This window comes from Candidatus Arcticimaribacter forsetii (assembly GCF_910589745.1).
Lineage (GTDB): Bacteria > Bacteroidota > Bacteroidia > Flavobacteriales > Flavobacteriaceae > Arcticimaribacter > Arcticimaribacter forsetii.
In genome coordinates this window covers 487,596-512,465 of sequence record NZ_OU342399.1, presented here as the reverse complement: position 1 = coordinate 512,465, position 24,870 = coordinate 487,596, and the positions used below count along the sequence as shown (strand labels likewise).

Genomic DNA, 24,870 nt, shown 5'->3' with positions numbered 1-24,870 from the left:
TAAGATAATGTACTTTTGTAAAAAAAATACTCTTGAAAATTTTTCTCCCAATACTGCAATGGCTTCCTAAATACAGAAAAGAAATGCTTTTTGGTGATGCAATTTCAGGCATCACTGCCGGAATATTAGCTATTACACAAGGAATGGCGTATGCAATGATAGCCGGACTTCCTCCTGTTTTTGGCTTATATGCTGCTATGACACCTCAAATTATATATGTATTATTGGGAACCTCAAGGCAGCTTTCTATTGGGCCTGTTGCAATGGATTCTTTAATTGTAGCTGCTGGAATTAGTGCAATTGGCATTGTAGGTATAGAAGAATACATATTAGCAGCTGTATTTCTTGCTTTTTTTGTGGGTATAATTCAAGTTATTTTAGGCGTTTTAAAACTAGGCTTTTTGGCTAATTTCTTGTCAAAACCTGTTTTAAATGGATTTACATCAGCTGCAGCATTAATCATCGGATTAAGCCAATTAAAACATATGCTTCGAGTTGATATGCAACAAACCAACAAAATTCATATTTTGTTTCAAGAAGTAATTTTAAACTTTTCTGAGACCCATTTTTTAAGTTTAGGACTCGGTCTAGTCGGGATTATTTTAATAAAAGTATTTCAAAAAATAAATAAAAAAATACCCGCTATTTTAATTGTTGTAAGCCTCGGTACAATTGTAATGTACTTTACTCAGTGGCACCTACAAGGAATTAAAATTGTTGGAGAAATACCTGTGGGCCTCCCTAAAATAGGAATGCCTAAATTAGATAAACAATTAATAATTGACCTTTTTCCTGTAGCAATTACACTTGCTGTGGTTGGTTTTACTGAGGCCATCTCAATTGCAAAAGCAATTGAAGAAAAACACACGGAATATCAAGTAGATCCAAACCAAGAATTAATTGCTGTCGGTAGTGGAAACATCATTGGATCTTTTGTGCAGTCCTACCCAACAACAGCTTCTTTTTCTAGGTCTGCTATTCAAGATCAGGGTGGAGCAAAATCTGGAATAGCTTCCTTATTTAGTGCAGCACTTGTTTTATTAACATTGTTATTTCTTACACCTCTTTTTTATTATCTACCAATACCAATATTAGCCGCTATTATTATGGTTTCTATTTTTGGTCTCATCAATATTAAATATCCAATACAACTTTGGAAAAAAAATAGAGATGAATGCTTGGCGTTCCTAATTACTTTTATAATTACAATGACAGTAGGAATCCCTCAAGGTATTGTAATAGGGATTCTCCTTTCTTTATTGACAATGATTTTCAGAACCTCGAAACCTCATATTGCAATTCTTGGGAAAATAAAAAATACAGAATATTATAAAAATGTAAATCGTTTTGAAGAAGACATTACGGTTGATAAACGTATTCTGATTTTTAGATTTGATGCACAGCTATTTTTTGGTAATCAAGATTATTTCAAAAAAGAACTACTTAAACAAGTAGAAATTAAAGGAGCAGAACTAGAATTGATTATCATTAATGCTGAAGCAATAAATTACATTGATTCTAGCGCACTTAACATGCTCGAAAAAGTATGTACTGACTTGAAAGAAACTAAAATTAAAATAATGATTACTGGGGCAATTGGTCCAATACGGGATATTATTTTTAATCATAAACTAATTACAATAATTGGTGCTGATAATTTATTCATAAATACTTCAGAAGCTGTTAACACTTTCTCAGAAAGAAATATAGTATCTGGAATTCAAAGAAAAATATCAACCCAAAACTTAACAGTAACTAATGTTACCAAAAACAATACAAATGAATCTTAATTTTGAAGAATCATTTTAGACTAACATTAAAATAACCCGAATGAAAATAGAACAAATCTATACAGGCTGCCTAGCACAAGGCGCTTATTATATCGAAAGCAATGGAGAAGTTGCAATAATTGATCCCTTAAGAGAGATAGAACCTTACCTAAAGAAAGCAGAGAAAAACGATTCGAAAATTAAATATATTTTCGAAACCCATTTTCATGCAGACTTTGTTAGTGGGCATGTAACTTTATCTAAAAAAACGGGAGCTCCAATTATTTATGGACCTACTGCTAAAACAACATTCGATTCTATAATTGCTCACGACGGTCAAGAGTTTAAATTAGGTAGTGTTACCATCATTGCCCTGCATACCCCTGGTCATACGCAAGAAAGCACAACTTACTTATTGAAAGATGAAGCAGGAAAAGATCATGCGATTTTTAGTGGAGACACTTTGTTTTTAGGTGATGTTGGACGTCCAGATTTAGCTCAAAAAGCAGCAGATATGACTCAAGATCAACTAGCAGCAATGCTTTTTAATAGCTTGAGAACGAAGATCATGACGCTTTCGGACGAGGTAATTGTATATCCAGCTCATGGTGCTGGTTCTGCATGCGGGAAAAATTTAAGTAAAGAAACCATAGGAACTATAGGGGGCCAAAAGAAAACTAATTATGCACTTCGGGAAGATATGACCGAGGCAGAGTTTATAAAAGAAGTAACTCACGGACTACTTCCTCCTCCCCAATATTTTCCATTAAATGTAAAATTAAATAAAGAAGGCTACGAAGATTTCGAAGCAGTTCTTAAAAGAGGTGCTCAAGAATTTGATGTTACTGCTTTTGAACAACATGCTAAAAACTCGGAAGCGATCATTCTGGATGTAAGAAACCAAAAAGACTTTGCTGCTGGACATATTCCAGGTTCAATATTCATTGGAATAGATGGTGGTTTTGCTCCGTGGGTAGGTGCTTTAATTGGAGATATTCAACAGCCTATTTTATTGGTAACCCCAGTAGGAAGAGAGGAAGAAACAATAACTAGATTGTCTCGAGTTGGTTTTGATAATACTATTGGAACATTAAAGGGTGGCTTTAGTTCATGGGAAAAATCAGGTAAAGAAATTGATAAGGTCGATTCTATAAGTGCTGATATTTTTAAAAATAACATCGATGAAAATAGTCCTATTTTTGATGTGAGAAAGCCTAACGAATATATTTCTGAACATATCCCACAAGCGAAAAATACATCTTTGGATTTTATAAATGAACACCTCAATGAATTTCCAGAGAAAGAAAATTTTTATATTCATTGTGCTGGCGGATATAGAAGCATGATTGCTGCATCGATCTTAAAAAGCAGAGGTATTCATAACATAATTGATGTTCAGGGAGGTTTTGCAGCTATTAAAGACACTGGGATCGAAATTACAGACTATATTTGTCCTAGTACTTTATAAGAACTATAAAATGATAGAGCATTTAAAAGAAAAGGGTTTAAACAATAGATCACCTAAAGAAAGTGTTCAACAGTTCTTATCAAAAGAAGGTGTTTTGTTTTTGGTAATGAACCGACCTGAAGTACATAATGCTTTTAATTCTAGTCAAATTTTATTTCTTACAGAGATACTTGAAGAGGCTGAAACAAACAACGATGTTAAGGTAGTTGTATTAACTGGAGCAGGTAAAAACTTTTGTTCCGGTGGAGACATCAATTATATGAAAGAAATGGGTAATAACTCATTCGAAGAAAACAAAGAAGATGCACTCAACCTGGCCAATTTAATGCTTACATTAAATGAATTCCCTAAACCAACTATTGCACAGGTAAATGGTGCTGCTTTTGGAGGAGGAGTAGGACTAGTTTGCTGCTGTGATATGGCCTTTGGTACACCAAACACCAAAATATGTTTAAGCGAAGTAAAAATTGGTATGGTACCTGCTACAATTGCTCCTTACGTTATGAAAGCGATTGGTCTCAGAAACGCGCATCGCCTTATGCTAACTGCAGAGGTAATGAAAGGTAAGAATGCTGTAGCATGTGGATATTTAAATGCTATCCTTGAGGAGGATTCATTTTATCAAGAAGTAGAAAGTATAGCCCTTAAAGTAGCTAAAAACGCTCCTCAGGCTATGGAAACTACAAAAGCTATTTTATTAAACTTAGCAAATCAAGCCATCGATGATGGTGTAATTGATTACACCGCAGATGTAATTGCTAACGTTCGGGAATCTGAAGAAGGCAAAGAAGGATTGAGTTCTTTTCTAGAAAAAAGAAAGCCAAACTGGAATTAAATCAAGATCTAAGGAACCATAAATTTATCTAGATTTGTAAAGTTTTAATTTGTTTTAAGAACTTTATTATTTCATGAAAAAATATTTTTGGAGTATTTTATTTTTATTAACAGCATCACAAATAGCTGCTCAGTCACCAAGTGACCGAAACGCTCTTTCAAAAAACAATTTATACATCTACTGGGGATGGAACTGGAGCTCCTACACAGACTCCGATATTGAATTTAAAGGGAATTCTTACGACATAAGCTTAAAAGATGTTACAGCTCAAGACAGGCCTTCTCCTTTTGATTTAAAAACATATTTCCACCCACTTCAACTAACAAAGCCACAATACAATGTTAGGGTTGGGTATTTTATAAAAAACCGCTGGGATATTTCCTTTGGTATAGACCATATGAAATATGTAGTTGATCAAAATCAAATTGTACATGCGGATGGTTTTATTAGTGAAACGGGAACGTCATATGATGGCACTTACAATAAGACTCCTGTAATTATTGAACCCGGGTTTCTTGAACTAGAACACACAGACGGTTTGAATTATGTAAATTTTGAAATCAGAAAACACACCCAATTATTTGCTTTAAAAAACATAGAGCTTAATGGACAACTTGGAGCTGGGATTGGAGGATATATGCCTAAAACAGATGCTGCTTTTTTGAATTTTGAACGAAATGACGATTGGCACTGGGCTGGTTTTGGAACACACCTTGTGACTGGTTTAAATCTAACGCTGTTTCAAAAGTTTTTTATTCAGAGTGAACTAAAGGGAGGATATATAAATCTTCCAGACATAAAAACAACTGCTTCAAATAGTGATGGTGCAAAGCAAAAGTTTTTATTTTCCCAAATAAATATTTTATTTGGAGGGATAATAAAACTGAATCAAAAAGCAGGGAATACAAAAAAGCCAGAGGAACAAAGTTTTCTACTAGAAGAATAAACTCGTAACCTCTGACTTTATATTAGAATTTCAATTAAATGAATTGAAATGAGTATTTTTTAGCCTTTTAAAGTTTGAATTAATGCTAACGTATCTTTCACGTTTTTCGATAATTCATCATAAGACTTATTTGCTAAAATATCTTTAGAAATCAATTGGGATCCCATACCAACACAAGTTACACCTGCGTCAAACCAACCTCTAAGGTTAGATTCATCAGTAGAAACACCACCTGTTGGCATAATAGAAGTCCAAGGTTGTGGGCCTTTAATCGCCTTAACAAATCCAGGTCCATACGTACTTCCAGGGAAAAGCTTTACAACTTCACATCCCATTTCTTCTGCAGTAGCTATTTCAGTTAAAGAACCACATCCCGGAGACCAAAGAACTTTTCTTCGATTACATACAATTGCGATATCTTCTCTAAATACTGGAGTTACAATAAAATTAGCTCCTGACAGCATATATTGAGAAGCTGCTGCTGCATCCGTTACAGATCCAACTCCTAAAATCATTCCAGGGAGTTCTTCTATAGAATACTTAATTAATTGATTGAATATTTCGATTGCAAAATCACCCCGGCTTGTGAACTCCATTAAACGAGCGCCACCATCGTAACATGCCTTTAAAACAGACTTTGCTACTTTTATATCTTCGTGGTAAAATAAAGGAACCATACCAGATTCCTTCATTTGCTGTACTACTTCTAGTCTTGTATATTGTGCCATAATATATATTATCGAGCAACACGCCCAGAGGCATCTCCACCCATTAGTTTTTCAATTTCTGGTATAGTCACTAAGTTAGCGTCTCCCTTAATCGTGTGCTTTAAACAAGATGCTGCTACAGCATAGTCTAATGCTTTTTGGTCATCTTCTGGGTAATGAATTAATCCATAGATTAAAGCTCCCATGAAAGAGTCTCCACCACCTACACGGTCTACAATGTGTGTGATTTGATATTGAGCACTCTCATACATTTTTTCTCCATCGTATAAAACTCCTGCCCAAGTGTTGTGTGAAGCAGAAATTGAACCTCTTAGAGTTGTAATTACCTTCTTAGCTCTTGGGAATTTAGCTTGCATTTGCTGACAAACAGATAAGAAAGCTTCTGCTTTAACATCTTCTCCTTGTGTAGTAATATCTAATCCTTCTGGCTTAATTCCGAAATGCATCTCTGCATCTTCTTCATTTCCTAGAATAATATCACAGTAAGAAGTTAATTCAGTCATGATGCTTTCGCGATCACCATCGTAGTTCCAAAGTTTAGCTCTGTAGTTTAAGTCCGTAGAAATTGTAATTCCCATTGAACTAGCCACACGAACTGCTTCAAGACATGCATCTGCAGCACTTTGAGAAATTGCTGGAGTAATTCCAGTCCAGTGGAACCATTGTGCATCTTTAAAAACTTCACTCCAATCTACCATTCCTGGTTCTATTTCAGACATTGCAGAATTAGCGCGGTCGTATACTACTTTACTTCCTCGGCTTACAGCACCTGTTTCTAAGAAGTATATTCCTAATCGGTCACCACCTTCAACTATATGTTTTGTACCAACGTTGCGTTTTCTCATTTCCATAAGAGCACATTGGCCAATATCAGATTTAGGTAAACGAGTAACAAACTCAACTGGGACGTTATAATTAGCTAGTGAAACTGCTACATTAGACTCTCCTCCTCCATAAACAGCATCAAAGCTATTTGCTTGAGAGAATCTTAAAAAATTCTGTGGAGCTAATCGTAACATGATTTCCCCAAAAGTGACTACTTTTTTCATTTTTATTATTCAGTTTATATTTATTGTTTTCAAAAATACTTTAAGTCAGATCAATTGTAAACTTTGCGATAAGACAAAATGAAATTATTTAAAATAAAATGAAATCATTTTAAAAATAGGGCGTTAATTTGGTTTACCAAATTGGTTTACCAAAAGTACTAAAAAAAATGAATCCACTAACTGATTCTCTAAAAAATTGTTTATCAGTTATCTATTCATAAAAAACTGCGAAAGATTCATTGTAGATTCCTTCGCAGTTTTTGGTATAATTGTCGGTGTTTGCTTAGATTCCTAATGCTTGACCTCCTCCAATTTGTACAGTCTCTGCCGTTATAAATGCAGCATCTTTTCCTGCTAAAAACGATACAACAGAAGCTACCTCTTCTGGTTGACCTAAACGTCCTAACATGATGTTGTTCTTCCATGAAGCAAAAACCTCTGGCTTTGTAGACTTAATCTGTGCATGGAATGGAGTATCGATTGTTCCTGGTGAAACTGCGTTTACTCGGATTCCGTATTCTGCTAAGTCTTTCGCCAATGCTCGTGTAATTGCATGAACTCCTGCTTTTGAAGTCCCATAGATTCCTGCTCCTGGACCTCCTGCATTCCATCCTGCATTCGACGTGTAGTTGATGATCGTTGGAAGGTCTCCTTTCTTTAGGAAAGGTATTGATGCTCTTGATGCAAAAAATACTGAATCTAAGTTCAATGCCATTACAAAACGATAGAAGTCTGTTGTCATTTCTTCAAAACGTTGACGTCCACCTAGTCCACCTGCGTTGTTTACTAGTACATCTATCTTTCCGTACTTCTCTCCTATTGCAGTAATATTAGCGGTTACTTCTTCTTCTTTGGTTACATCAAAACCATAGTATTCTGCAGTAATACCGGCTGCGGTTAGCTCGGCTACACGCTCTGCTCCTGCTTCGTCTTCAATACCGTTTAATACTACTGTATATCCGTCTTGGCCTAATCGCTTGGCTACTTCAAATCCGATTCCTCCGGTTGCACCAGTTACTAAGGCTACTTTATTATTTGAATTACTCATTGTTTTACTTTCTTTTATTTATTATTATTTAATCTGTAATTGTTTTTCGAACAGGTTCTATTGTTTTTATCAATACGAATATGGATAAAACTCCTAAAATAACCGATACTGTAATTGCTATAAATGCTGGTGTATAAGATTCTGTTGTTATTCTTCCGATAAACCAATTCATTATCATTGGAGATACCGCCGCTATAGTTCCAGCTAAACCTGCTAGAGTTCCTACGGAGGGACCTCTAAATAAGTCGCTTGATATTGTTTGTACATTTCCTATTGCAAATTGGAAACCAAAAAGAACTAAACCTGCTAGGTAAATAAAGGTCATGAAATTGTTCTCCCCTACAAATTGAATGATAGAAACAAATCCTATAAACACTAATAATCCACCCGTGGCTATTGTTATTTTTCGAGATGAATCTACAGACTTTGATTTCATAAGAAATCCAGAGAACCATCCTCCAACAATACTACCTGCAGCCGCCATTAAATAGGAAATCCACATTGTCCCTGCAATTTGTTCAATACTAAGTTCAAAAGTCTTGTTTAAATAAATCGGCATCCAACCTGCAAAAAACCACCAAATTGGTTCTATAAAGAATCGGCACATTAAAACGCCCCATGATTGTTTGTAACTTAATATTTTACCTACTGATAAACTTTTTGCTTTTACATCGCTGGTTTGTTCATCTTTATCTATTCTATCGGCTAGAATTAAATCACGCTCTTCTTGAGTTACCCAGGGATGCTTTTCGGGGGTAGACTTATTTAAAAATAACCAAGGAATAACCCATAATAAACCAACTGCTCCTAAGATTATGTAAGTAGTCTTCCATCCGAAATTTGCATACAGAAAAACAATAACGAAGGGAGCAATTACATTACCTATGGATGCACCAGAATTAAATATTCCTTGAGCTATTGCTCGTTCTTTTACTGGAAACCATTCTCCATTGCTCTTTACAGCACCTGGCCAATTTCCTGCTTCTCCTAACCCCAATAAGGCGCGAACTACGGATAAAGAAATTAAACCTCTAGCAAATGCATGAAATGCTGATGCTAAAGACCAAACTACTATCGAAACAACAAATCCCAAACGAGTACCGATCTTATCATATAATTTTCCAGATAAAAATTTACCTGCAGCATAGGTTGCCATAAAAACATTTAACATTATGGCATAATCAGAATTATCCATTCCTAGATCCTTGCCCATTTCAGGCCATAATAATGCGAAAGCAGTTCTATCTATATAATTTATAACTGTAGCTATAAATATTAAGATGATAATCCACCATCGTAATCCTCTGATTTTCATATTTAATTTTTTTGGATGTACTATTAATTTAATAGTACAGAATTATTTGTGTACAAATAAAATACAATATACACTTTTGAGACTTACAAATACTTTTTCAATTTTCAATTTCCGTTCTTTTATAAATTATTTAACAAAATAATTAAAGAAATGAAAATTATCATAAATTATGATTTTAACAATAATCTATCCTAGTACAAATTAAATCTATGAATACAACTAGTTTATAAAAATTAAACCATTATTAAGTTCAACATCAGATATAATCTAAAGATGGAGAAGCTGTAATAATGGCTTAATCTTAAATATTAACGCAATATACTAGTATCCTGCATTTTGAGTGATTACACCACCAGTTGCAAGAATTTCAGATACTGGAATAGGAAATACGTGATAGTTACTATTCACTGATTGTCCCATTGCAGCGTCAACTGAGTTAGTTCTTACTAAATCAAACCATCTGTGACCTTCGAAAGCTAACTCTAGTCTTCTTTCGTTAGAAATAGCTTGACTAACCTCTGCTTGAGTAGATGCAGTTCCAACTAAAGAAGTTAAACCAGCTCTAGTTCTAATTGGGTCTAATAAAGCTAACACAGTAGATGCTGGAGATCCAGTTTGATTTAAAGCTTCAGCATATAATAAAATAACGTCAGCTAATCTTATTTCGATCCAGTCATGCTCTGTTCCTAAACCTCCATCTTTTGGAAATTTAACAGCTTTTAAACCGTCAGCGCTTAAAGTAACTGCTCTTCTTAAGTCAGTTCCTCCACCGTTAGCATCGCTAGCATCAAATGCAGCAACTAAACTTGGGTCTACAGGTAAATCAGATTTTGAATCATCTCCAACAAACCAGTTCCAGAAATCAGAACCAAAAGAATACTCATCTACGATAGAACCAGTAATACGAGTTGAGTAGATAATTTCAGAATTGCCAGACTCGTAAGCAGCTCCGAAGATTTCGTTGAAGTTAGATTTCAAGCTAATACCTGCACCAGCAGCACCATTTATAACAGTAGCAAGGTTTGAAGCAGCACTAGCGTAGTCTCCTTTTGCAGCGTAAGCTTTTCCTAATAATGCTTGTGCAGCATATTTAGAAGCTCTTCCGTCAACAATAGCAGTTCCTAAACCAGCAATAGCATCGTTTAAATCTGGAATGATTACATCGTTGTAAACCTCTTCAGCAGAAGATCTAGCTAAGATAGAAGTATCTGTTAAGCTCGGTGCAGCAGATAAATTAATTGTAACTGCTCCGAAAGACTTTACTAACTTAAAGTATGATAATGCTCTTAAGAATTTAGCTTCCGCTACTTGAGTAGCATCAGTAGAATTTTCAATTACATTATTAGCACTTAAAATTGACTTATACATTGCTGTATATAAAGGACCAAAAAACTGATCTTCCATTGTAGTCAAATTACTAGTAAAAGTATCAAACTCGGTATAAGGAGCTTCTTGCATACGTGCGTTATCAGCTCTAAAATCTGCCATAACTGCTAATGGAGTAACACTAGCTAATTGGTAGTAATAAGCTGCATTTAATACACCTTCAAAGTCCGTTAAAGAATCTGCGCTAGCTAAATTTGGAGGTGATTGATCCAAATCAGCTGAACATGCTGTCATTAAAAACAGCGATCCAAATAATATGTATATATATTTCATTTTTTTTTATTTAAAAGTTAACATTTAAACCTACAGTAAAACTTCTAACAACCGGACTTGCACCAACTTGTGCACCGTAGATTGTTGGATCATTACCTTTTACACCTTCTGGGTTGTATGAAGTATAATCATCTCCCATGATGTAAAGTAAATTAGTTGCAGCAAGATATGCTCTTACAGAACTTAATCCTAAGCTCTCTACTAAAGTAGAATCAACCGTATAACCTACAGTAAGGTTTCTTAACGCGATGTATGAAGCATCTTGAATCATAGCATCTGTTTGATTTCTATTTCTTTCAGTTAAAGGACTATCAGCTGGTAAACCAGATAATCTTCCTCCCCATTGAGATCCGTAATAAAGTGGGTCAATGTTGTAAACTTCTGCACCATGAGATCCTTGGAATTGGATCGAAGCATCAAATTGCTTGTAGCTTACGTTATGAGACATACCCCAGTAAAAGTCTGGTGTGTTTTGTCCAATTTTAACTAAGTCTCCACCGTCAGCAACAGTACGTGTTCTGTCGATTACACCGTCACCATTTTGGTCAACAACATAAGATTCTCCAGACTGGTTGTTTGGATGTCTAGTACCATCAGCTAAATAAGCCATTTCAACAGGACCAGTAGTTTCTAATCCCCACATTTCACCAATTCCACCACCTACGTAGTTTCTGAATACAGCTCCACGTCCACTTTGTCCGTAAATTTGCTGTGGTAATTCATCTAAACCACCTAAGTAAGTAATTTCAGTATCAACTGTAGATAAGTTTGCATTCATATTCCATGCAAAGTCATTAGAATCAACAAGTACTCCTGTTAATTCAAATTCTAAACCTGAACTTTGAACATCACCAACATTAAGAATAGAAGATGGGTTTCCAAGTACTTCTGACTGAGCTTGGTTAATTAATATGTTTTCAATATCAGATGTATAGTAATCAACACCTAAAGTGAAACGGTTATTTAAGATTCCAAGATCAAGACCGAAGTTAGTCTCAGTATTTGTTTGCCAAGTTAAGTCAGGGTTAGGCGAGTTTGAAGGTATTAAGTATCCAGTTCCATAAATCGTTGCCGAAGGAGAAAGTAAACTTAATGAATCATAAGAACCTAAGAAAGAAGTAGTCCCTAATGAACCTGTACTAAATCTAACTTTTAATTGACTTAAAGTCTCGTTACCTGCAAGGAAAGATTCATTGTGAATATTCCAACCTACAGAAACTGCAGGGAACGTTTCATATCTCTTGTTAGATCCAAAACGAGAATCACCATCACGTCTTAAAGAAACTGACGCTAAGAAACGATCATCGTACGCATAGTTTACACGACCGAAAACACTTTCTCTAACTCTTGTTTCATTTCTCTCTGTAACAGTAATGTCTTCAGGAGCAAATAAATTCCAGTTAAGGATAGCTTGGTCAGGAACATTAACCCCTCTTAAACTGTTTCCAGTTAATTTAGTTGTTTGGTATTCAATACCTGCTACTGCAGAGATATCATGGCTACCAATTACTTTAGCAAAGTTTAAAGTAGTTTCACTCAACAAAGTAGTTAATTTTAAATCATCCTGTCTCATGAACGTTTGAGAAGTTCTTGCTCTAGAATCATATCCAATTAATCTGTGAGAATACGATTGAGTATCTCTAATATCTCCTCCTAATACAGATTTAACGTTTAAGTCATCAGATATAGCATACTCTAAGTAACCACTAACATTAGCGAAATAAGATTTTTCCCAGCTTTCTACATTATCTAATTTAGCTGCAGGACCTGCATCTCCAGAACCACCAATACCATTGTTAGCTCTTCCGTAGTGCCAGTCTTGTGCTGCCATTCCCGGCTCTAAATCAAAAATACTGCTAGCTTCATAACCTGATCCTCTGTATCCATTATCAAATGGAGATAAACCTAAAGCTTGAGCTTGAGCATCTAACTGCTGAACAAATGCGATAGATTCAGCTGTATGATAAATAGGGTGAACACCATAAGCTCTTAAAAGATCTCTCATGTCATGCCCTAGAATATCTCTTTTAGAAGAGAATCCGTTCGCGTTAATTCCAGCTTTTAACTTGTCGTTTAATTTAGCATCAACGCTAGCACGGAAGTTAAGTCTTTCAAATCCTTGTGTAATTACAACACCTTCGATGTCTTGGTATCCAACAGAAGCAAAGTAATTTACATCATCAGTTCCACCACTCATACTAAAGTCATGGCTGTTAGACTGACCTGTTTGGAATAACCAATCTTCTGGGCTAATTGCACCAGGAGAATTTTCATAAGCATTTAATCTGTACTCTAAGAATGCAGCATCCTGAGTATTAACAGTGCTTGTCCAATTACCAGCAGCGATCTGAGCTCTTGAATGAGCAGCCCACTCTGGTCCAGACATAAGAATGTTTTCTCTGTATTTGCTTGAGAAGCTAGTGTAAGCATTATAGCTAAATGTAGCTTTTCCAGATTTACCTTTTTTAGTAGTAATCAAGATAACCCCGTTCGCACCACGAGAACCATAGATTGCAGCAGAAGCAGCATCTTTTAAGATCTCTATACTTTGAATATCATTTGGGTTAACGGACTGAATACCACCTGAAATTGGATATCCGTCTACAACTATTAAAGGATTAGAAGCACCTGAAATAGATGAAGCAGCTCTAATTTGAATTTTTGGAGCAGCACCAGGAGAACCATCTTGGTTCTGAATTAATACCCCAGATAATTTACCTGCAAGAGCATCATCAACACGAGCAGCTTGAACAGCAGCAACATCGCCACCACCAATTTTAGCAACTGCACCAGTTAATTGAGATCTTTTACGTGTACCATAACCTGTTACCACGATTTCATCTAATTCATTTTGATCTTCTTCTAATACAACACTAATAGTGTCTTGACCTGTGAATTGAATAATTTGTGTAGTGTAACCAACATAAGAAATTTCTAAGTTTTGGTCATTTTCTACAGAAATAGAAAAGTTACCGTCAAAGTCGGAAGTTGTTCCATTGCTTGTTCCTTGAACAATAATAGTTGCTCCCGGTATTGGTTCACCATTTGCATCTGCTACTGTTCCACTGGTTTGTGCTTGAGCAAATCCAAAGACTACGCTCAGTAGAACAAACAACAGTGATAAGTGTGATTTAATTTTCATAGATTGTTTAATTAATTTTGATATATATAGTAAATAATTATTTCATCTCTTTAAAAGAGATAATCGCACAAAAATGGATACAGAAAATATATTTTCGTGTATCACAATTTTGGCAGTGCCTTAATTATTTCACTTCTTATTAAGTGAAACAAGCAAAAAAGACAGGTACAACTCCGCTTTTTTTATATGTTTTTAATTTGGAAAACCAGATTGGTTTACCAAATTGGTTTTCCAAATGTAAACAAAAAAATGAATCATCCTAATGATGGAAGAAAAAAAAAGGATCCTAGTTCTTATGTAAAAACAAGTTAGATGAACATAAAATATCTCAAAAAGCTATTATATACAGGGGATTTCGTAATTTTTTCTTTGTTTATAACTGTTAAAAAAAAAATTAAAGTGAATTGAAATTTTTAATGAAATTGACAAAATGAGCCTACTGAACTTAACAATTTAGTATTATTTAGAGTCCGAAATTATTAAATAATCAATAAGCAGCTATTAAAGAGCAAAAAAAACTGCGAAAGATTCATTGTAGATTCTTTCGCAGTTTTTGGGATATAATTGTCGGTGTTTGCTGAGATACATAAAGTGATCTTCTTTTCCGACTTGTATTGTATCTATTCAATAGATGCTTAATCATCTTAAGCTAAAAATGATAGAATACTAAATTTCTTTTTTATAATGAGATGAATATTAATCTACATTATAACAATACTGATAAAGATCCTTGAAATGCTTTTTCATACCTTCTTTTGCTGCAAAAGGATCTTGATTTTTTATTGCATCTAATATTGTTTTATGTTCTTCAATTCCTTTAAAAGCAGTGTCTTTATCACAAACATGATGCTGTTCGAAATTGTTGATTATTTCAGGGGTAATTTTAAGCATAAACGTGTTTAGGGTAGCATTTCTGCTGGCACGTGCTATTGCTAAATGGAACAGTAAATCTTCTTGTACTGCATCTTCTCCACGAATTACTTTATCAGAATAATCTGCTAAAGCGTTTTCTATATGAATTAAATCATCGGCTGTTCTTCTTAGGGCTGCTAATTTAACAGCTTTTAACTCCAAAAATATTCGAGCTTCTACCAGCTCCTTAAAATGAGGTGAAGGCAATCCCAGGATATCATCTATCATTCCGTTCATGGCAGTAATACCAATGTCCGCAATAAAAGTTCCACTCTGTGGAATCGATTTTACAAGACCATAATATTCTAAAGTTTGAAGAGCATCTCGTAAGTTACCTCTAGAAACATTAAAACGTTCAGACAGCATACGCTCAGATGGGAGCTTATCGCCTGGCTCAAGATTTTTTTGATTAATTAAGTCTTTCAAAGCAGATATAATCTTCTTTTTTGTGCTTTGAATTTCACTTTCTATTATCATAATTATTACTTATAAACTTCTTGAATTTATTAATAAAATTCCTGTGAAGATAACTTTTTATTTATTTTCTCAAAACTTTAATTATGATTAACCTCTAATTCATAGTATTTAACACGAGCAAATGAACCTTCGTCCCGACTTTGGAAATAATTTCCTGCCTTGAAGTAGTTCTCGAATATTCCCCACTTTTGAATGTGCACACTGTTGTATACTATGGAATATAATTCATTAAAAATAATCTCCATTACACCATTTGAAACCAGTACCTCGAGTGTAAACTTATCATGACCAACGTCTACTGGAATCGTATATCCTTCGTCGTCTCCCCATGCGCTTTCATGAAGAAGCTCTTCATAAGTTGCGTTTAGGTTTTTGACAACTTTAGTTTTGATTCGAACACGACCATTATTCCAATAGATCTTCAATATTGGTGGTGCGTTATTATCATCCTCTCCGATTAAATCGCGCTGCTCATCGGTCAAACGACCGTGAATTTGCATGATTATAACTTTGTGTGGTTTACCATTTTCTGCTATAGAAACTTCTGGAACAGATAAGACTCCGCGCATATAACCACCTTGTGCAAAGGTCCAGTTTGTATGATCACTCCCGGCAACCATTTGCTCCCGCAACTCTGTTCTTGAATAAGAGGAGTTAGCAGTAGTGTTTGCTGGATATGCATAAAAAACTAAGGAACCGTCTGTACTATCATTATAAAAAAACGGCTTTAAAGTCTCGTTATTAGCGTAATCTAATATTTCAGGAGGTCTTACTGAAGTTGGATTTCCTATAGGTAGTGTAACTTTCCAATTACTTAAATCTATATTCGGTAATAGTGTTGGTGTAGTAGTAGAACTAGTGCTTTCGGCTGGCATTTCAGCCGAAGCACTGTCCTGACTATTTACTAATTCTCTCTCAGCTTGATCTAATTCGAGTTTACTAAAACCAATATCACTTTTTTTAGAACCTGAATAGGCGAATAAAAAGCTAAAAGACAAGATCAACAAGAAAATGCTTCTAAGAGAATATCTATTCATTTACCTAAATTGAAATTAATCTGCTGGATAAAGTTTAACGTTGTCAATATAAGAATCTACGGTAGAAACACCATACATCCAAATAGCTATTAATCCACTCTCTGGAGCTGTAAATCTCTCTTTAGCTAACGTAAAGTTCCCTTTACCAAGAATGGCTGTACTTGGCACTTCAACAATTGGGGTAGCGGCTAAAGCGTCTTGTCCTTCGCTATAATGTCCTGGTAAAATTGATACTACAACTCGGTCCGTATCTGCTCCGCCTGTTTTAACAGCATAGCTATACTCAATGAAATAATCACGACCAGGAGAAATTGTATGTGCCTGATATGCAAAACGAGAAGAACTTGTTAAAGGAATTGCTTTTGTACCGTTTGTCCATTTAGCTCCAGCAGTTTTACTTCCGTTGTCTGAACCGTCATAGTTAAGGTTTTCACCATCACTACTTCCATTATATGGATTCCTTGTTCCTCCTGTAAAGGATGCTATCTTCCAAGCATCATAGCTAGAATCAGCAAAATCTCCATTAATTACTTCTGGTGCAATAGCCGGTGGAATTGGTGGCTCTACTACCGTAATTTGTGCAGAATAGGTATCACTTAAAAGGTTCTTATCCGAAGCTTCTAACGCAACAGTATACGTCCCAACTGATGGGAAGGTAAAACTAGGCTCATTAGCAGTAGAAGATGATCCTCCAGGGAACGTCCATACATAATCTGTAGCACTCTTTGAAGTGTTAGAAAAGTTGTATGTTAAATAATCTTCTGTTCCCACAGCGCTAAAATTAGCACTTGGTGGAGTAAGATCTTCAATAGACCCTGCCTCTGGCAATTCAAATTTTTCACAGGAAACAGCTCCTAGCAAAAGAAAGTTAACTAAAAGAACGAACGGTAAGTTCATTGATTTTAGTGTATTGTTATTCAATATTTTCATAAGGTTGTTTTTTTAAATACGGGCTCGAATAAATCCAAGCCCATATTGTGTTTAACTATAGATTAATATCCAGGGTTTTGTGTTAAAGCTCCTAGACTCAAACCAATCTCTCTCTGAGGAATTGGTAATAAAATATCTGTACTTGTAAAACCATAACCATTTGCAGTTGAAAAAGCAGATAATACATCTTGTGCTACACCTAAACGCATCAGGTCAAATAAACGGTGGTTCTCGAATGCAAGTTCTACACGACGCTCATTTAACAAAAGATCTTTAGTAACAATGGTCACTGGTGTTGTTAAACCTGCGCGATCACGAACTGCTTGAAAAGAAGCTAAAGCCGCTGGATCAATAGTTTCGTTTGCACCTGCCATAATTGACTCTACATGTAATAATAAAACATCTGCTAAGCGCAATACGATCCAGTCGTTACCCGCTTTTGTCGGGTCAGCAACGTAAGGTGCGTCTAATTCTCCGTTAGGAAAATATTTAGCTACTTGATATTGATTTGGCTGACTTGCGTCTTGTCTGAATGAAACAGCTGAACGATTTCCTCCGAAATCTTCGAATGCAGCACGAACATCTGCCGTTACATAGTTTACTCCTGCAGTTCTACCAACAGCATTTAGCCATTCTGCAGAAAAGTTTTGACTATCTAAACCTCCTGGTGAATAACCGATTGCGAAAATAGTTTCTGAGTTTCCTTCGTCATAGAATACATCGCTAAAGTTAGACTCTAAAGAGTACCCTCCTGAAGTTACAACTGCTTCTAATAATGAACGAGCGTCAGCATAGTTTCCTAATGTTAAGTGAACTTTAGCTAGTAATGCTTGAGCTGCCGAGCGAGATGCACGCGTGCGGTAATCGTTATTTAAATTAGCTGCTGCAGTTGTTAAATCGCTTACGATTAATGCATAAACATCTGCAACTGATGCACGAGTATAGGCAACTTCAGTGTTTAATGGACTAATTGGTTCGGTAACTAAAGGAATAGCTCCGTATAAACGAACTAAGTTAAAGTTAGCATAAGCACGAACAAATTTAGCTTCTCCTTCGAATTGATCAGCTGATGATCCAGCTGCAGAAAGGTTTGCTAAAACCGTGTTAGCACGGAATATTACATTGTAAAAACTTCTGTAATAATCCTCAACTATACCATTTGTTGCTTGAACATCGTAGCTTTCGAATTGAGCTGCTTCACCTTCACTTGATTTTGTTCTTGTATTGTCAGAACGCATTTCTGTGATATAAAACTCAATTTGAGTAGCGTGATTATCGTTTCCAGATGAAGAATTAACTCCCTGTAAACCATCGTACATGTTAATAACAGCCGATTCTACTTGCTCTGCATTAGAGTAAAAGTTAGATCCGTTGATAGCCGACGTAAGTGCTGGCTCCAAGTAATCCTCCTCACAAGAAGAAACAAATGCTCCTAACAAAACCAGTGTTAAAATTTGTAATTGTTTCATAATATATTTTTTTCGTTTAGTTTGATTAAAATTCAATATTCAGTCCTAATGAAATAGTACTAAATACTGGCGATCCAGCTCTCTGATATCCATAAGTCGTTGGAGACGTCGTGTTGATCGATTCTGGGTTGAATCCTGTATAGCCTTCAGCTGTCTTGTAGAACAAGTTCTGTCCTGATGCATAGATTCGTGCAGAAGTAACATTTAATTCATCTAAAAATTCTTGTGGAATTCTATAACCAATGTTAATGTTTCTCAACGCTATATATGAAGCATCTTGTACAATATCGTTTGTAAAGATTTTTTGCTTAATAAGGTGTTGATCCGGCGTAGTCGCAGTATCAAAATCCTGAGAAGAGTTGAAGTGGTTGAAGATGTACTGGTCTCCCATATTTCTTACCATAGCTCCTTCACTTCCTTGGATCATAAAACTTAAATCAAAGTTTCCGAGTTTAAAATCATTAGCTATACTCCATACTAAATCTGCGTATGGATCTCCTAAAATTGTTTTATCATCGTCGTCAATTAATCCATCACCATTTAAATCTTTTACATAAACATCTTGTGCTTCTGCTCCGATTGGGTGATATGGGTTCTTGATGTATTCTAATGGAATATCACGATCTACTACCCATCCGTAAAAAGAAGAGATTGGGTTTCCAACTGAGTTAATCCATTCTGCAGCACGCTTTGCATCGATGTTTTGGATCTGACCGTCAGAGTCTCCAAAACTAACAAGCTCATTGTCGTTAGCAGAAAGTAATACCGTTGTATTCCAGCTAAAATTCTCAGAAGTAACATTCTTCGTGCGAATTTCAAATTCATAACCACTGTTTTTAACCTCACCAATATTGACTAAGGCACTGCTAAATCCAGTAGTAGAAGAAACTGGGTTGTCGATTAATAGTTTTTCACTATTTCTTTGGTAATATTCAACCGACCCTGTAATTCTGTTATTGAAGAAACCAAAGTCAAGACCTGGGTTAATTTCAGTTGAACTCTCCCACTGTAATTCTTGGTTTGCAATGTTTAGTGGATTGAATCCTGCTGCACTTCCTCCGTCTACTATTGCAGTAGATGATTCAAGTAAAGCTAAGTATGGGAAACTGTCTACTAAAACATTTCCTGTTCTAAAGAATGGATTTCCAGATACCCCGTAACTAAAACGGAATTTTAAGTTACTAACAACTTCGTTTCCAGCTAAGAAATCCTCTTTAGCGATATTCCAACCAAGAGAGGCTGCTGGGAAGTTACCGTATTTAGAATCTTGACCGAAAGAAGAGAAACCATCGCGACGCATACTTAAAGAGACTAAGTACTTATCGTTATACGCGTAGTTTACTCTCGATACATAAGAAATTAAACGTTGTGCATAATCATAAGAAGCTCCTTGAACTGTTGTTGGGTCTCCAGCACTAATCGTTCTTAATAAATCTGACTGGTAACCAGCTGCATTTAAGCTTTCGTATTCAGTATCCCACTTTTCAGCAGAGAAACCAAGGATAGCACTGATTTCATGTCCGTTAAATTCTCTATCGAAATTAAGGAAGTTATCCGTTACAAAGTGCATTCTGTTTTGTGTACTAGTTGAATAACTTGCTGCCGATGCACCATTTCTATTCGACTGAACACCTTGCCAGCGATCTTGTTTTGTATTTTGGAAATCACCTGCGATTGTCGTTTTAAAGTTCAATCCTTTAGCAATTTTGTACTTCATGTACATACTACCATAAAGTTTGAATTTATAATCGTTACGATCACGTTCCAATACTTTTGCAGCAGGGTTGGTGTTCGATGTATTACTAATATCTTGACCACTAGTTACAGCAACATTGTTTGTCATATCCCAGTCATCAAACATACGCTGAATAGCGTAGTCTCCGATTTGTGCATTCGCATATTTTCCACCGTCTCTTACTCGGTTTACCTGACCAATCGTGCTTTCGTCTAAGTAAAGTGGTAACCATACGGTTTGACGTAAAATATCATGAGCAGAACCATCGAAACGTCTTCTGTTAGTATACGAAGGGCTTAAGCTTACTCCTACAGAAAATTCATCGTTAAGTTTCGTGTCAACTTTTAATTTAACGTTATACTTTTTAAAGTCGTCTGTTAAGAGTACCCCTTCGTCATGAACGAAGTTTAAAGCTGTACTGTATTTTGTTTTCTTGTTTCCACCACGAACAGCAAACGAGTGACTCTTGATGGTACCACCATCAAAAATAACATCTTGCCAGCTTCTATCTACACCGATATCTAGTTTACGTTGTGTTTGGTTCGATATAGAACCATTTGCAGCTAACTCTTCTGCAGCTTCGTCAGCCAAAGAAAAAGAGTAAGCATCACTTTGGTGCGCTTCTTTAAAACCTAAGTAAGAGTTGTATGTAAATTTAGTTTTACCTTCTTCTCCTTCTTTAGTTGTAATTAAGATAACCCCGTTTGCCCCTCTAGATCCATAGATTGCAGCAGAAGCAGCATCTTTTAAAATTTCGAAAGAAGCAACGTCATTCATATCTAAGTTACTTAAATAGTCGTTGTCTACTACAAGACCATCTACTACAATAGCAGGATCAGAACTTGCAGAAATAGAACCAGTACCACGAATACGGATGGTTGGAGCAGATCCTGCCTCACCTTCAGTTGCAGCAATATTTACCCCAGAAACTTGACCTACTAAAGCGTCATCCACACGGGATACTGCTATTTGGTCTAGTTTTTCGTTAGTAATCTTAGAAATAGCTCCTGTTAAGTGAGACTTCTTTTGAGTACCGTAACCTGTGATAACGATTTCATCTAATTCATTTAAATCCTCTACTAAGCTGATGTTCACATTGTCTTGACCTGTGAATAAAATAGTTTGAGTTGCGTAACCCAGATATGAGATTACAAGATTTTGATTTTCTTCAATGGATATTGTGTAATTACCATCGAAATCGGAGGTTGTTCCGTTGTTTGTGCCCTGAACAATTATAGTTGCTCCTGGAATTGGTTGCCCATTAGCATCTGTAACTGAACCACTGAGTTGTGTCTGTGCAAATCCAAAGGCTGCGCCAATAAGAACAAACAACAGTGTTAAGTGAGATTTAATTTTCATACGTTGTTAATAGTTAGTTTACATTGTTTTTATTAAAATAATATCGCTTCAAATGAAACGATCGCACAAAACAGTAGCAAAAAACAAATGATTAGAAGTTTTTAGGTTACCATCTAGGCGGTGTCTTTATTACTCCCATCTTTATATGAAGTAATCTAAAAAAAGGATAGGGTTAACTATCCTTTTCCATAATGTTTTGACAATTTGGAAAACCAAACTGGTTTACCAAATATATTAAAAAAATTAAGGTATCCTTATTTTTTTAATAATTATTCCATGAAATCCTCACGAATTGGACTAAAAACATCAATTAATTGCCCTGGAGAGGTACAAATTGCACCATGTAATGCATTTGTTGGGATATAAAAACTGTCTCCAGCTTTTAAAGTTTGAGTTTTACCGTCTATCGTTACATCAAAAGACCCAGACACCACATAAGTAACCTGAGAATGAGGATGTTGATGCATTGGTCCGATACTTCCTTTTTCGAAATCAACATGGACCAACATGATTTTATCATCATAACCCATTATTTTTCTTTTAACTCCTTCTCCAACAGTTTCCCATTCGATGTCATCTGTCATTAAAAACTCTTTGCTTGTTCCAAAACTTTTCATTGTTAATATTTTAGTTTATTTAATTAAAAAAGGACCTGTCCATTTAGTTAGGTTCCCGTTTACTGTTAGTGTATGTTCTTTATTGTTACTAGAATTTTGATTGGATAGGAAAACCTCAATTGGACTTCCAGTTGTAAGTTCTATTTTAACTACTGTATAATCATCAGTATCCATAACTTTAGAAATCCCCTTGATAGAAGAGGTTGAATTGAGTGCTATTTCGGTTACTGGACTATAGCTACCATGAACCTCAATTGCGTTTACAAATAAAGTGGAGTCTGTATTTTTTCTCCTCAATATAAAGGAAGAATCTGATCTTAGATTAAACTCCGGGTCATTTGCTCCTAATTGGGTGAACAAGAATTCATCCGCTACTGTGTTTAACATTGTTAATGTTCTAAAAGCAGATCCAGTAAACCAACTCAACTGATTTACTTCTGCTCCGTTTTTCCCTTTGGACTGCAACCACAAATGCTGATAACCATGAGCCGATCCTAGGGGAGCAAGGGTTGATTGAGCCTCAAGTGGAAAGCTGGAAGAAATTATTTGTCCAAAATAATGATGTGGTAAATCATATTGATTTTTATTTTCTGAATGTACCTTAAATACATCTAAAACTAGAGGGTTGTCAAAACGATCATCTTCTATCATAACCAAAGTTCTGTGCATTTTAACCCCTGGGTAGGCATTATTTTCTTTTGCACTAATTATTTGACTTCCTTCAGACGAGAGTGAACTGAAATATTTGTCTGAATGAAACTTACTTCCAATCGCATATTTACCGTTAAAATGAGAAGTTTCATTCACCACTAAAGTATTATGAGCTATAGTTTGCTTTGCCCAACTCGTGTTTTCCTTTAAATAACCTCCTCCATTTTTCTGGTCAATATTAACAAACCGTGCAAGACCATAATCTTGTAAAACCTCTTCTCCTTTATTATATAACAAATATGAAAGCTTATCGTAGTGACCATGGCTATTCCCGTGAGCTGTATACTTTGCAACTAAATTTAGTTTGTTTTCTTGTGAGCCTGATCTAAGAATTGTAATTCCTCCTTGCTCCCCATTTGGGCCATCAGTAAGCTCCATGGATTGTTTTGTAAAAGGCTCTGATTTACCGTCTGCTATTGCTTTAGCAACAGAAAATCCTGCATCATCTAATGTTAGTTTCCCTTGTTTTCTAGCGATGGAAAGTAATCCTGGATTTTGATCGCCATAATGATAGGCAATATCAACTGCAGAAACTAGCTCCCTAGAAAAATAAGACATCCCTTTCTGAGCATCGTTAAGGGGGTAAAACTCACCGTCAGAATCTGTTAAGTTTAATAACGTATTAACTGCTTTCAGGAGCACGCCATTTTTATACTCAAATATTTTTTCTTCGGGGCGAACATTATTCAATCCAACTGCAAATAATAAATAAGGATACATCGCGTAACGTTGATAATAAGGTGCCTCTGTATAGTATCCTTCGGGAGAAAAAGGTGCTTCTATATTTGCTAAAAAGCCGGCTTTTCCTTCTTTATCTTTTATAAATCCTCCATCGTTGTCTTTTGCGTTTTCAGAGATTCCGTCTTGTTTTAGTCCATACAACGCACGTTGAATTAACTCTTCGTCATCCATTACCAATCCCATCATACCAACGGCGGCATTCCCCCAGGTACTATGGTTGTGGATGCGGTTAAAGTATTGAGGGTTTTCAACTGAAATATAATCGGCAAATGGACGAAATAATTCGTTTTCTAAATGCTTTCTTTCTTTTCTAGATAAAGAATTATAAATACAATCATATGCTTGACTTACATAAACTAACCAGTTTGCATCATTTAAGCATTGCCAAAATAATTTACCTCTAGCATATGATCTTGGCTGAGGATGAATGGGTAAAGATTTGTATATACGGGCATATTCCATTAAAACATCTTTCACATAATCAGCATAAGCATCATCTTCTAAAATTTGATATAAAACACCAGCTTTTTGAAGGATTAGAAAGTTTTTTTTGTGACGAACGTGGGTATATCCACCGGCCATATCCTTTGGTGTAGGAACATCAATCCCTGTTTTCATTTCGGCATCAACTTCGGCTTTAACCTCAGCTAAATAGGCGTCAAAAAAAGGAACTTTTCCTAAGTTTTCTCTAATTTGCTCAACACCCGATTGTGTTAATATTAAATTAGGGTGATCCTGAGCCACTGCAGCTAAAGAAATAAAGAAAATTAAAACAGTAGTTTTAAGGGATAAAAATCGATTCATAATATTGGATTACCAAATTGGTTTACCAAAGTAATGAATTTTATTCTTTTTTTCGATTAGACTGTTAAAAAACTATATTCTACTTTTTTAAACTATGAACCTTGATTTACTTATAGTAT

The 24,870-nt window shown here is 35.5% G+C and carries 17 protein-coding genes; 4 read left to right on the top strand and 13 right to left on the bottom strand.

Annotated elements, in window-relative coordinates:
• The first annotated feature begins 32 nt into the window (after positions 1-32).
• From NG655_RS02345 to NG655_RS02330, 4 genes are all read left to right on the top strand, one after another.
• Positions 33-1,790: a SulP family inorganic anion transporter gene (locus tag NG655_RS02345; RefSeq protein WP_252157747.1), complete on the top strand. Its 1,758-nt coding sequence runs from the start codon at positions 33-35 to the stop codon at positions 1,788-1,790.
• A gap of 40 nt (positions 1,791-1,830) precedes the next feature.
• A complete protein-coding gene (locus NG655_RS02340; RefSeq protein WP_252157746.1) occupies positions 1,831-3,237 on the top strand; it encodes an MBL fold metallo-hydrolase in 1,407 nt (468 codons plus the stop codon).
• Between the two features lie 10 nt (positions 3,238-3,247).
• Positions 3,248-4,072, top strand: a complete 825-nt coding sequence (locus tag NG655_RS02335; RefSeq protein WP_252157745.1) for an enoyl-CoA hydratase-related protein — start codon at positions 3,248-3,250, stop codon at positions 4,070-4,072.
• Positions 4,073-4,145: 73 nt separating this feature from the next.
• Positions 4,146-5,018, top strand: coding sequence for a hypothetical protein (locus NG655_RS02330; protein ID WP_252157744.1), 873 nt, complete (start codon positions 4,146-4,148; stop codon positions 5,016-5,018).
• A 59-nt stretch (positions 5,019-5,077) separates the two neighbouring features.
• Here NG655_RS02330 and NG655_RS02325 read toward each other — a convergent pair whose 3' ends face one another.
• The 13 genes from NG655_RS02325 to NG655_RS02265 all read right to left on the bottom strand — a co-directional run bounded on the left by NG655_RS02325 (position 5,078) and on the right by NG655_RS02265 (position 24,751).
• Positions 5,078-5,746 carry a bifunctional 4-hydroxy-2-oxoglutarate aldolase/2-dehydro-3-deoxy-phosphogluconate aldolase gene (locus NG655_RS02325; protein WP_252157743.1) on the bottom strand — a complete coding sequence of 223 codons (669 nt, stop codon included), beginning with the start codon at positions 5,744-5,746 and terminating at the stop codon, positions 5,078-5,080.
• A gap of 8 nt (positions 5,747-5,754) precedes the next feature.
• On the bottom strand, positions 5,755-6,795 hold the full coding sequence (locus NG655_RS02320; RefSeq protein WP_252157742.1) for a sugar kinase: 1,041 nt from the start codon (positions 6,793-6,795) through the stop codon (positions 5,755-5,757).
• Positions 6,796-7,078: 283 nt separating this feature from the next.
• The gene (locus NG655_RS02315) at positions 7,079-7,843 is read right to left on the bottom strand and encodes an SDR family NAD(P)-dependent oxidoreductase (RefSeq protein ID WP_252157741.1); all 765 of its coding nucleotides are present in this window, start codon (positions 7,841-7,843) and stop codon (positions 7,079-7,081) included.
• Positions 7,844-7,871: 28 nt separating this feature from the next.
• Positions 7,872-9,158, bottom strand: coding sequence for an MFS transporter (locus tag NG655_RS02310; protein ID WP_252157740.1), 1,287 nt, complete (start codon positions 9,156-9,158; stop codon positions 7,872-7,874).
• Between the two features lie 321 nt (positions 9,159-9,479).
• Complete coding sequence (locus tag NG655_RS02305) at positions 9,480-10,817, bottom strand: RagB/SusD family nutrient uptake outer membrane protein (protein ID WP_252157739.1); 1,338 nt, start codon at positions 10,815-10,817, stop codon at positions 9,480-9,482.
• A 10-nt stretch (positions 10,818-10,827) separates the two neighbouring features.
• Positions 10,828-13,959 carry a SusC/RagA family TonB-linked outer membrane protein gene (locus NG655_RS02300; RefSeq protein ID WP_252157738.1) on the bottom strand — a complete coding sequence of 1,044 codons (3,132 nt, stop codon included), beginning with the start codon at positions 13,957-13,959 and terminating at the stop codon, positions 10,828-10,830.
• 696 nt (positions 13,960-14,655) lie between these two features.
• Positions 14,656-15,348 (bottom strand): FadR/GntR family transcriptional regulator, encoded by a 693-nt coding sequence (locus NG655_RS02295; protein WP_252157737.1) that lies wholly within the window; start codon positions 15,346-15,348, stop codon positions 14,656-14,658.
• Positions 15,349-15,425: 77 nt separating this feature from the next.
• The gene (locus NG655_RS02290) at positions 15,426-16,385 is read right to left on the bottom strand and encodes a polysaccharide lyase family 7 protein (protein ID WP_252157736.1); all 960 of its coding nucleotides are present in this window, start codon (positions 16,383-16,385) and stop codon (positions 15,426-15,428) included.
• Between the two features lie 15 nt (positions 16,386-16,400).
• Positions 16,401-17,315, bottom strand: coding sequence for a PKD domain-containing protein (locus tag NG655_RS02285; RefSeq protein ID WP_252157735.1), 915 nt, complete (start codon positions 17,313-17,315; stop codon positions 16,401-16,403).
• Positions 17,316-17,377: 62 nt separating this feature from the next.
• Positions 17,378-18,784, bottom strand: a complete 1,407-nt coding sequence (locus NG655_RS02280) for a RagB/SusD family nutrient uptake outer membrane protein (RefSeq protein ID WP_252157734.1) — start codon at positions 18,782-18,784, stop codon at positions 17,378-17,380.
• A gap of 25 nt (positions 18,785-18,809) precedes the next feature.
• Positions 18,810-21,878, bottom strand: a complete 3,069-nt coding sequence (locus tag NG655_RS02275; protein ID WP_252157733.1) for a SusC/RagA family TonB-linked outer membrane protein — start codon at positions 21,876-21,878, stop codon at positions 18,810-18,812.
• Positions 21,879-22,147: 269 nt separating this feature from the next.
• Positions 22,148-22,495 carry a cupin domain-containing protein gene (locus NG655_RS02270; protein WP_252157732.1) on the bottom strand — a complete coding sequence of 116 codons (348 nt, stop codon included), beginning with the start codon at positions 22,493-22,495 and terminating at the stop codon, positions 22,148-22,150.
• Between the two features lie 15 nt (positions 22,496-22,510).
• Positions 22,511-24,751, bottom strand: coding sequence for an alginate lyase family protein (locus NG655_RS02265; RefSeq protein WP_252157731.1), 2,241 nt, complete (start codon positions 24,749-24,751; stop codon positions 22,511-22,513).
• Positions 24,752-24,870 lie beyond the last annotated feature (119 nt).

Coding starts and splice junctions, on each gene's coding strand:
- NG655_RS02315 (WP_252157741.1), bottom strand. CDS start 7,843: ATGAGTAATTCAAATAATAAAGTAGCCTTAGTAACTGGTGCAACCGGA.
- NG655_RS02290 (WP_252157736.1), bottom strand. CDS start 16,385: ATGAATAGATATTCTCTTAGAAGCATTTTCTTGTTGATCTTGTCTTTT.
- NG655_RS02310 (WP_252157740.1), bottom strand. CDS start 9,158: ATGAAAATCAGAGGATTACGATGGTGGATTATCATCTTAATATTTATA.
- NG655_RS02275 (WP_252157733.1), bottom strand. CDS start 21,878: ATGAAAATTAAATCTCACTTAACACTGTTGTTTGTTCTTATTGGCGCA.
- NG655_RS02305 (WP_252157739.1), bottom strand. CDS start 10,817: ATGAAATATATATACATATTATTTGGATCGCTGTTTTTAATGACAGCA.
- NG655_RS02265 (WP_252157731.1), bottom strand. CDS start 24,751: ATGAATCGATTTTTATCCCTTAAAACTACTGTTTTAATTTTCTTTATT.
- NG655_RS02325 (WP_252157743.1), bottom strand. CDS start 5,746: ATGGCACAATATACAAGACTAGAAGTAGTACAGCAAATGAAGGAATCT.
- NG655_RS02295 (WP_252157737.1), bottom strand. CDS start 15,348: ATGATAATAGAAAGTGAAATTCAAAGCACAAAAAAGAAGATTATATCT.
- NG655_RS02285 (WP_252157735.1), bottom strand. CDS start 17,315: ATGAAAATATTGAATAACAATACACTAAAATCAATGAACTTACCGTTC.
- NG655_RS02330 (WP_252157744.1), top strand. CDS start 4,146: ATGAAAAAATATTTTTGGAGTATTTTATTTTTATTAACAGCATCACAA.
- NG655_RS02340 (WP_252157746.1), top strand. CDS start 1,831: ATGAAAATAGAACAAATCTATACAGGCTGCCTAGCACAAGGCGCTTAT.
- NG655_RS02270 (WP_252157732.1), bottom strand. CDS start 22,495: ATGAAAAGTTTTGGAACAAGCAAAGAGTTTTTAATGACAGATGACATC.
- NG655_RS02300 (WP_252157738.1), bottom strand. CDS start 13,959: ATGAAAATTAAATCACACTTATCACTGTTGTTTGTTCTACTGAGCGTA.
- NG655_RS02320 (WP_252157742.1), bottom strand. CDS start 6,795: ATGAAAAAAGTAGTCACTTTTGGGGAAATCATGTTACGATTAGCTCCA.
- NG655_RS02280 (WP_252157734.1), bottom strand. CDS start 18,784: ATGAAACAATTACAAATTTTAACACTGGTTTTGTTAGGAGCATTTGTT.
- NG655_RS02335 (WP_252157745.1), top strand. CDS start 3,248: ATGATAGAGCATTTAAAAGAAAAGGGTTTAAACAATAGATCACCTAAA.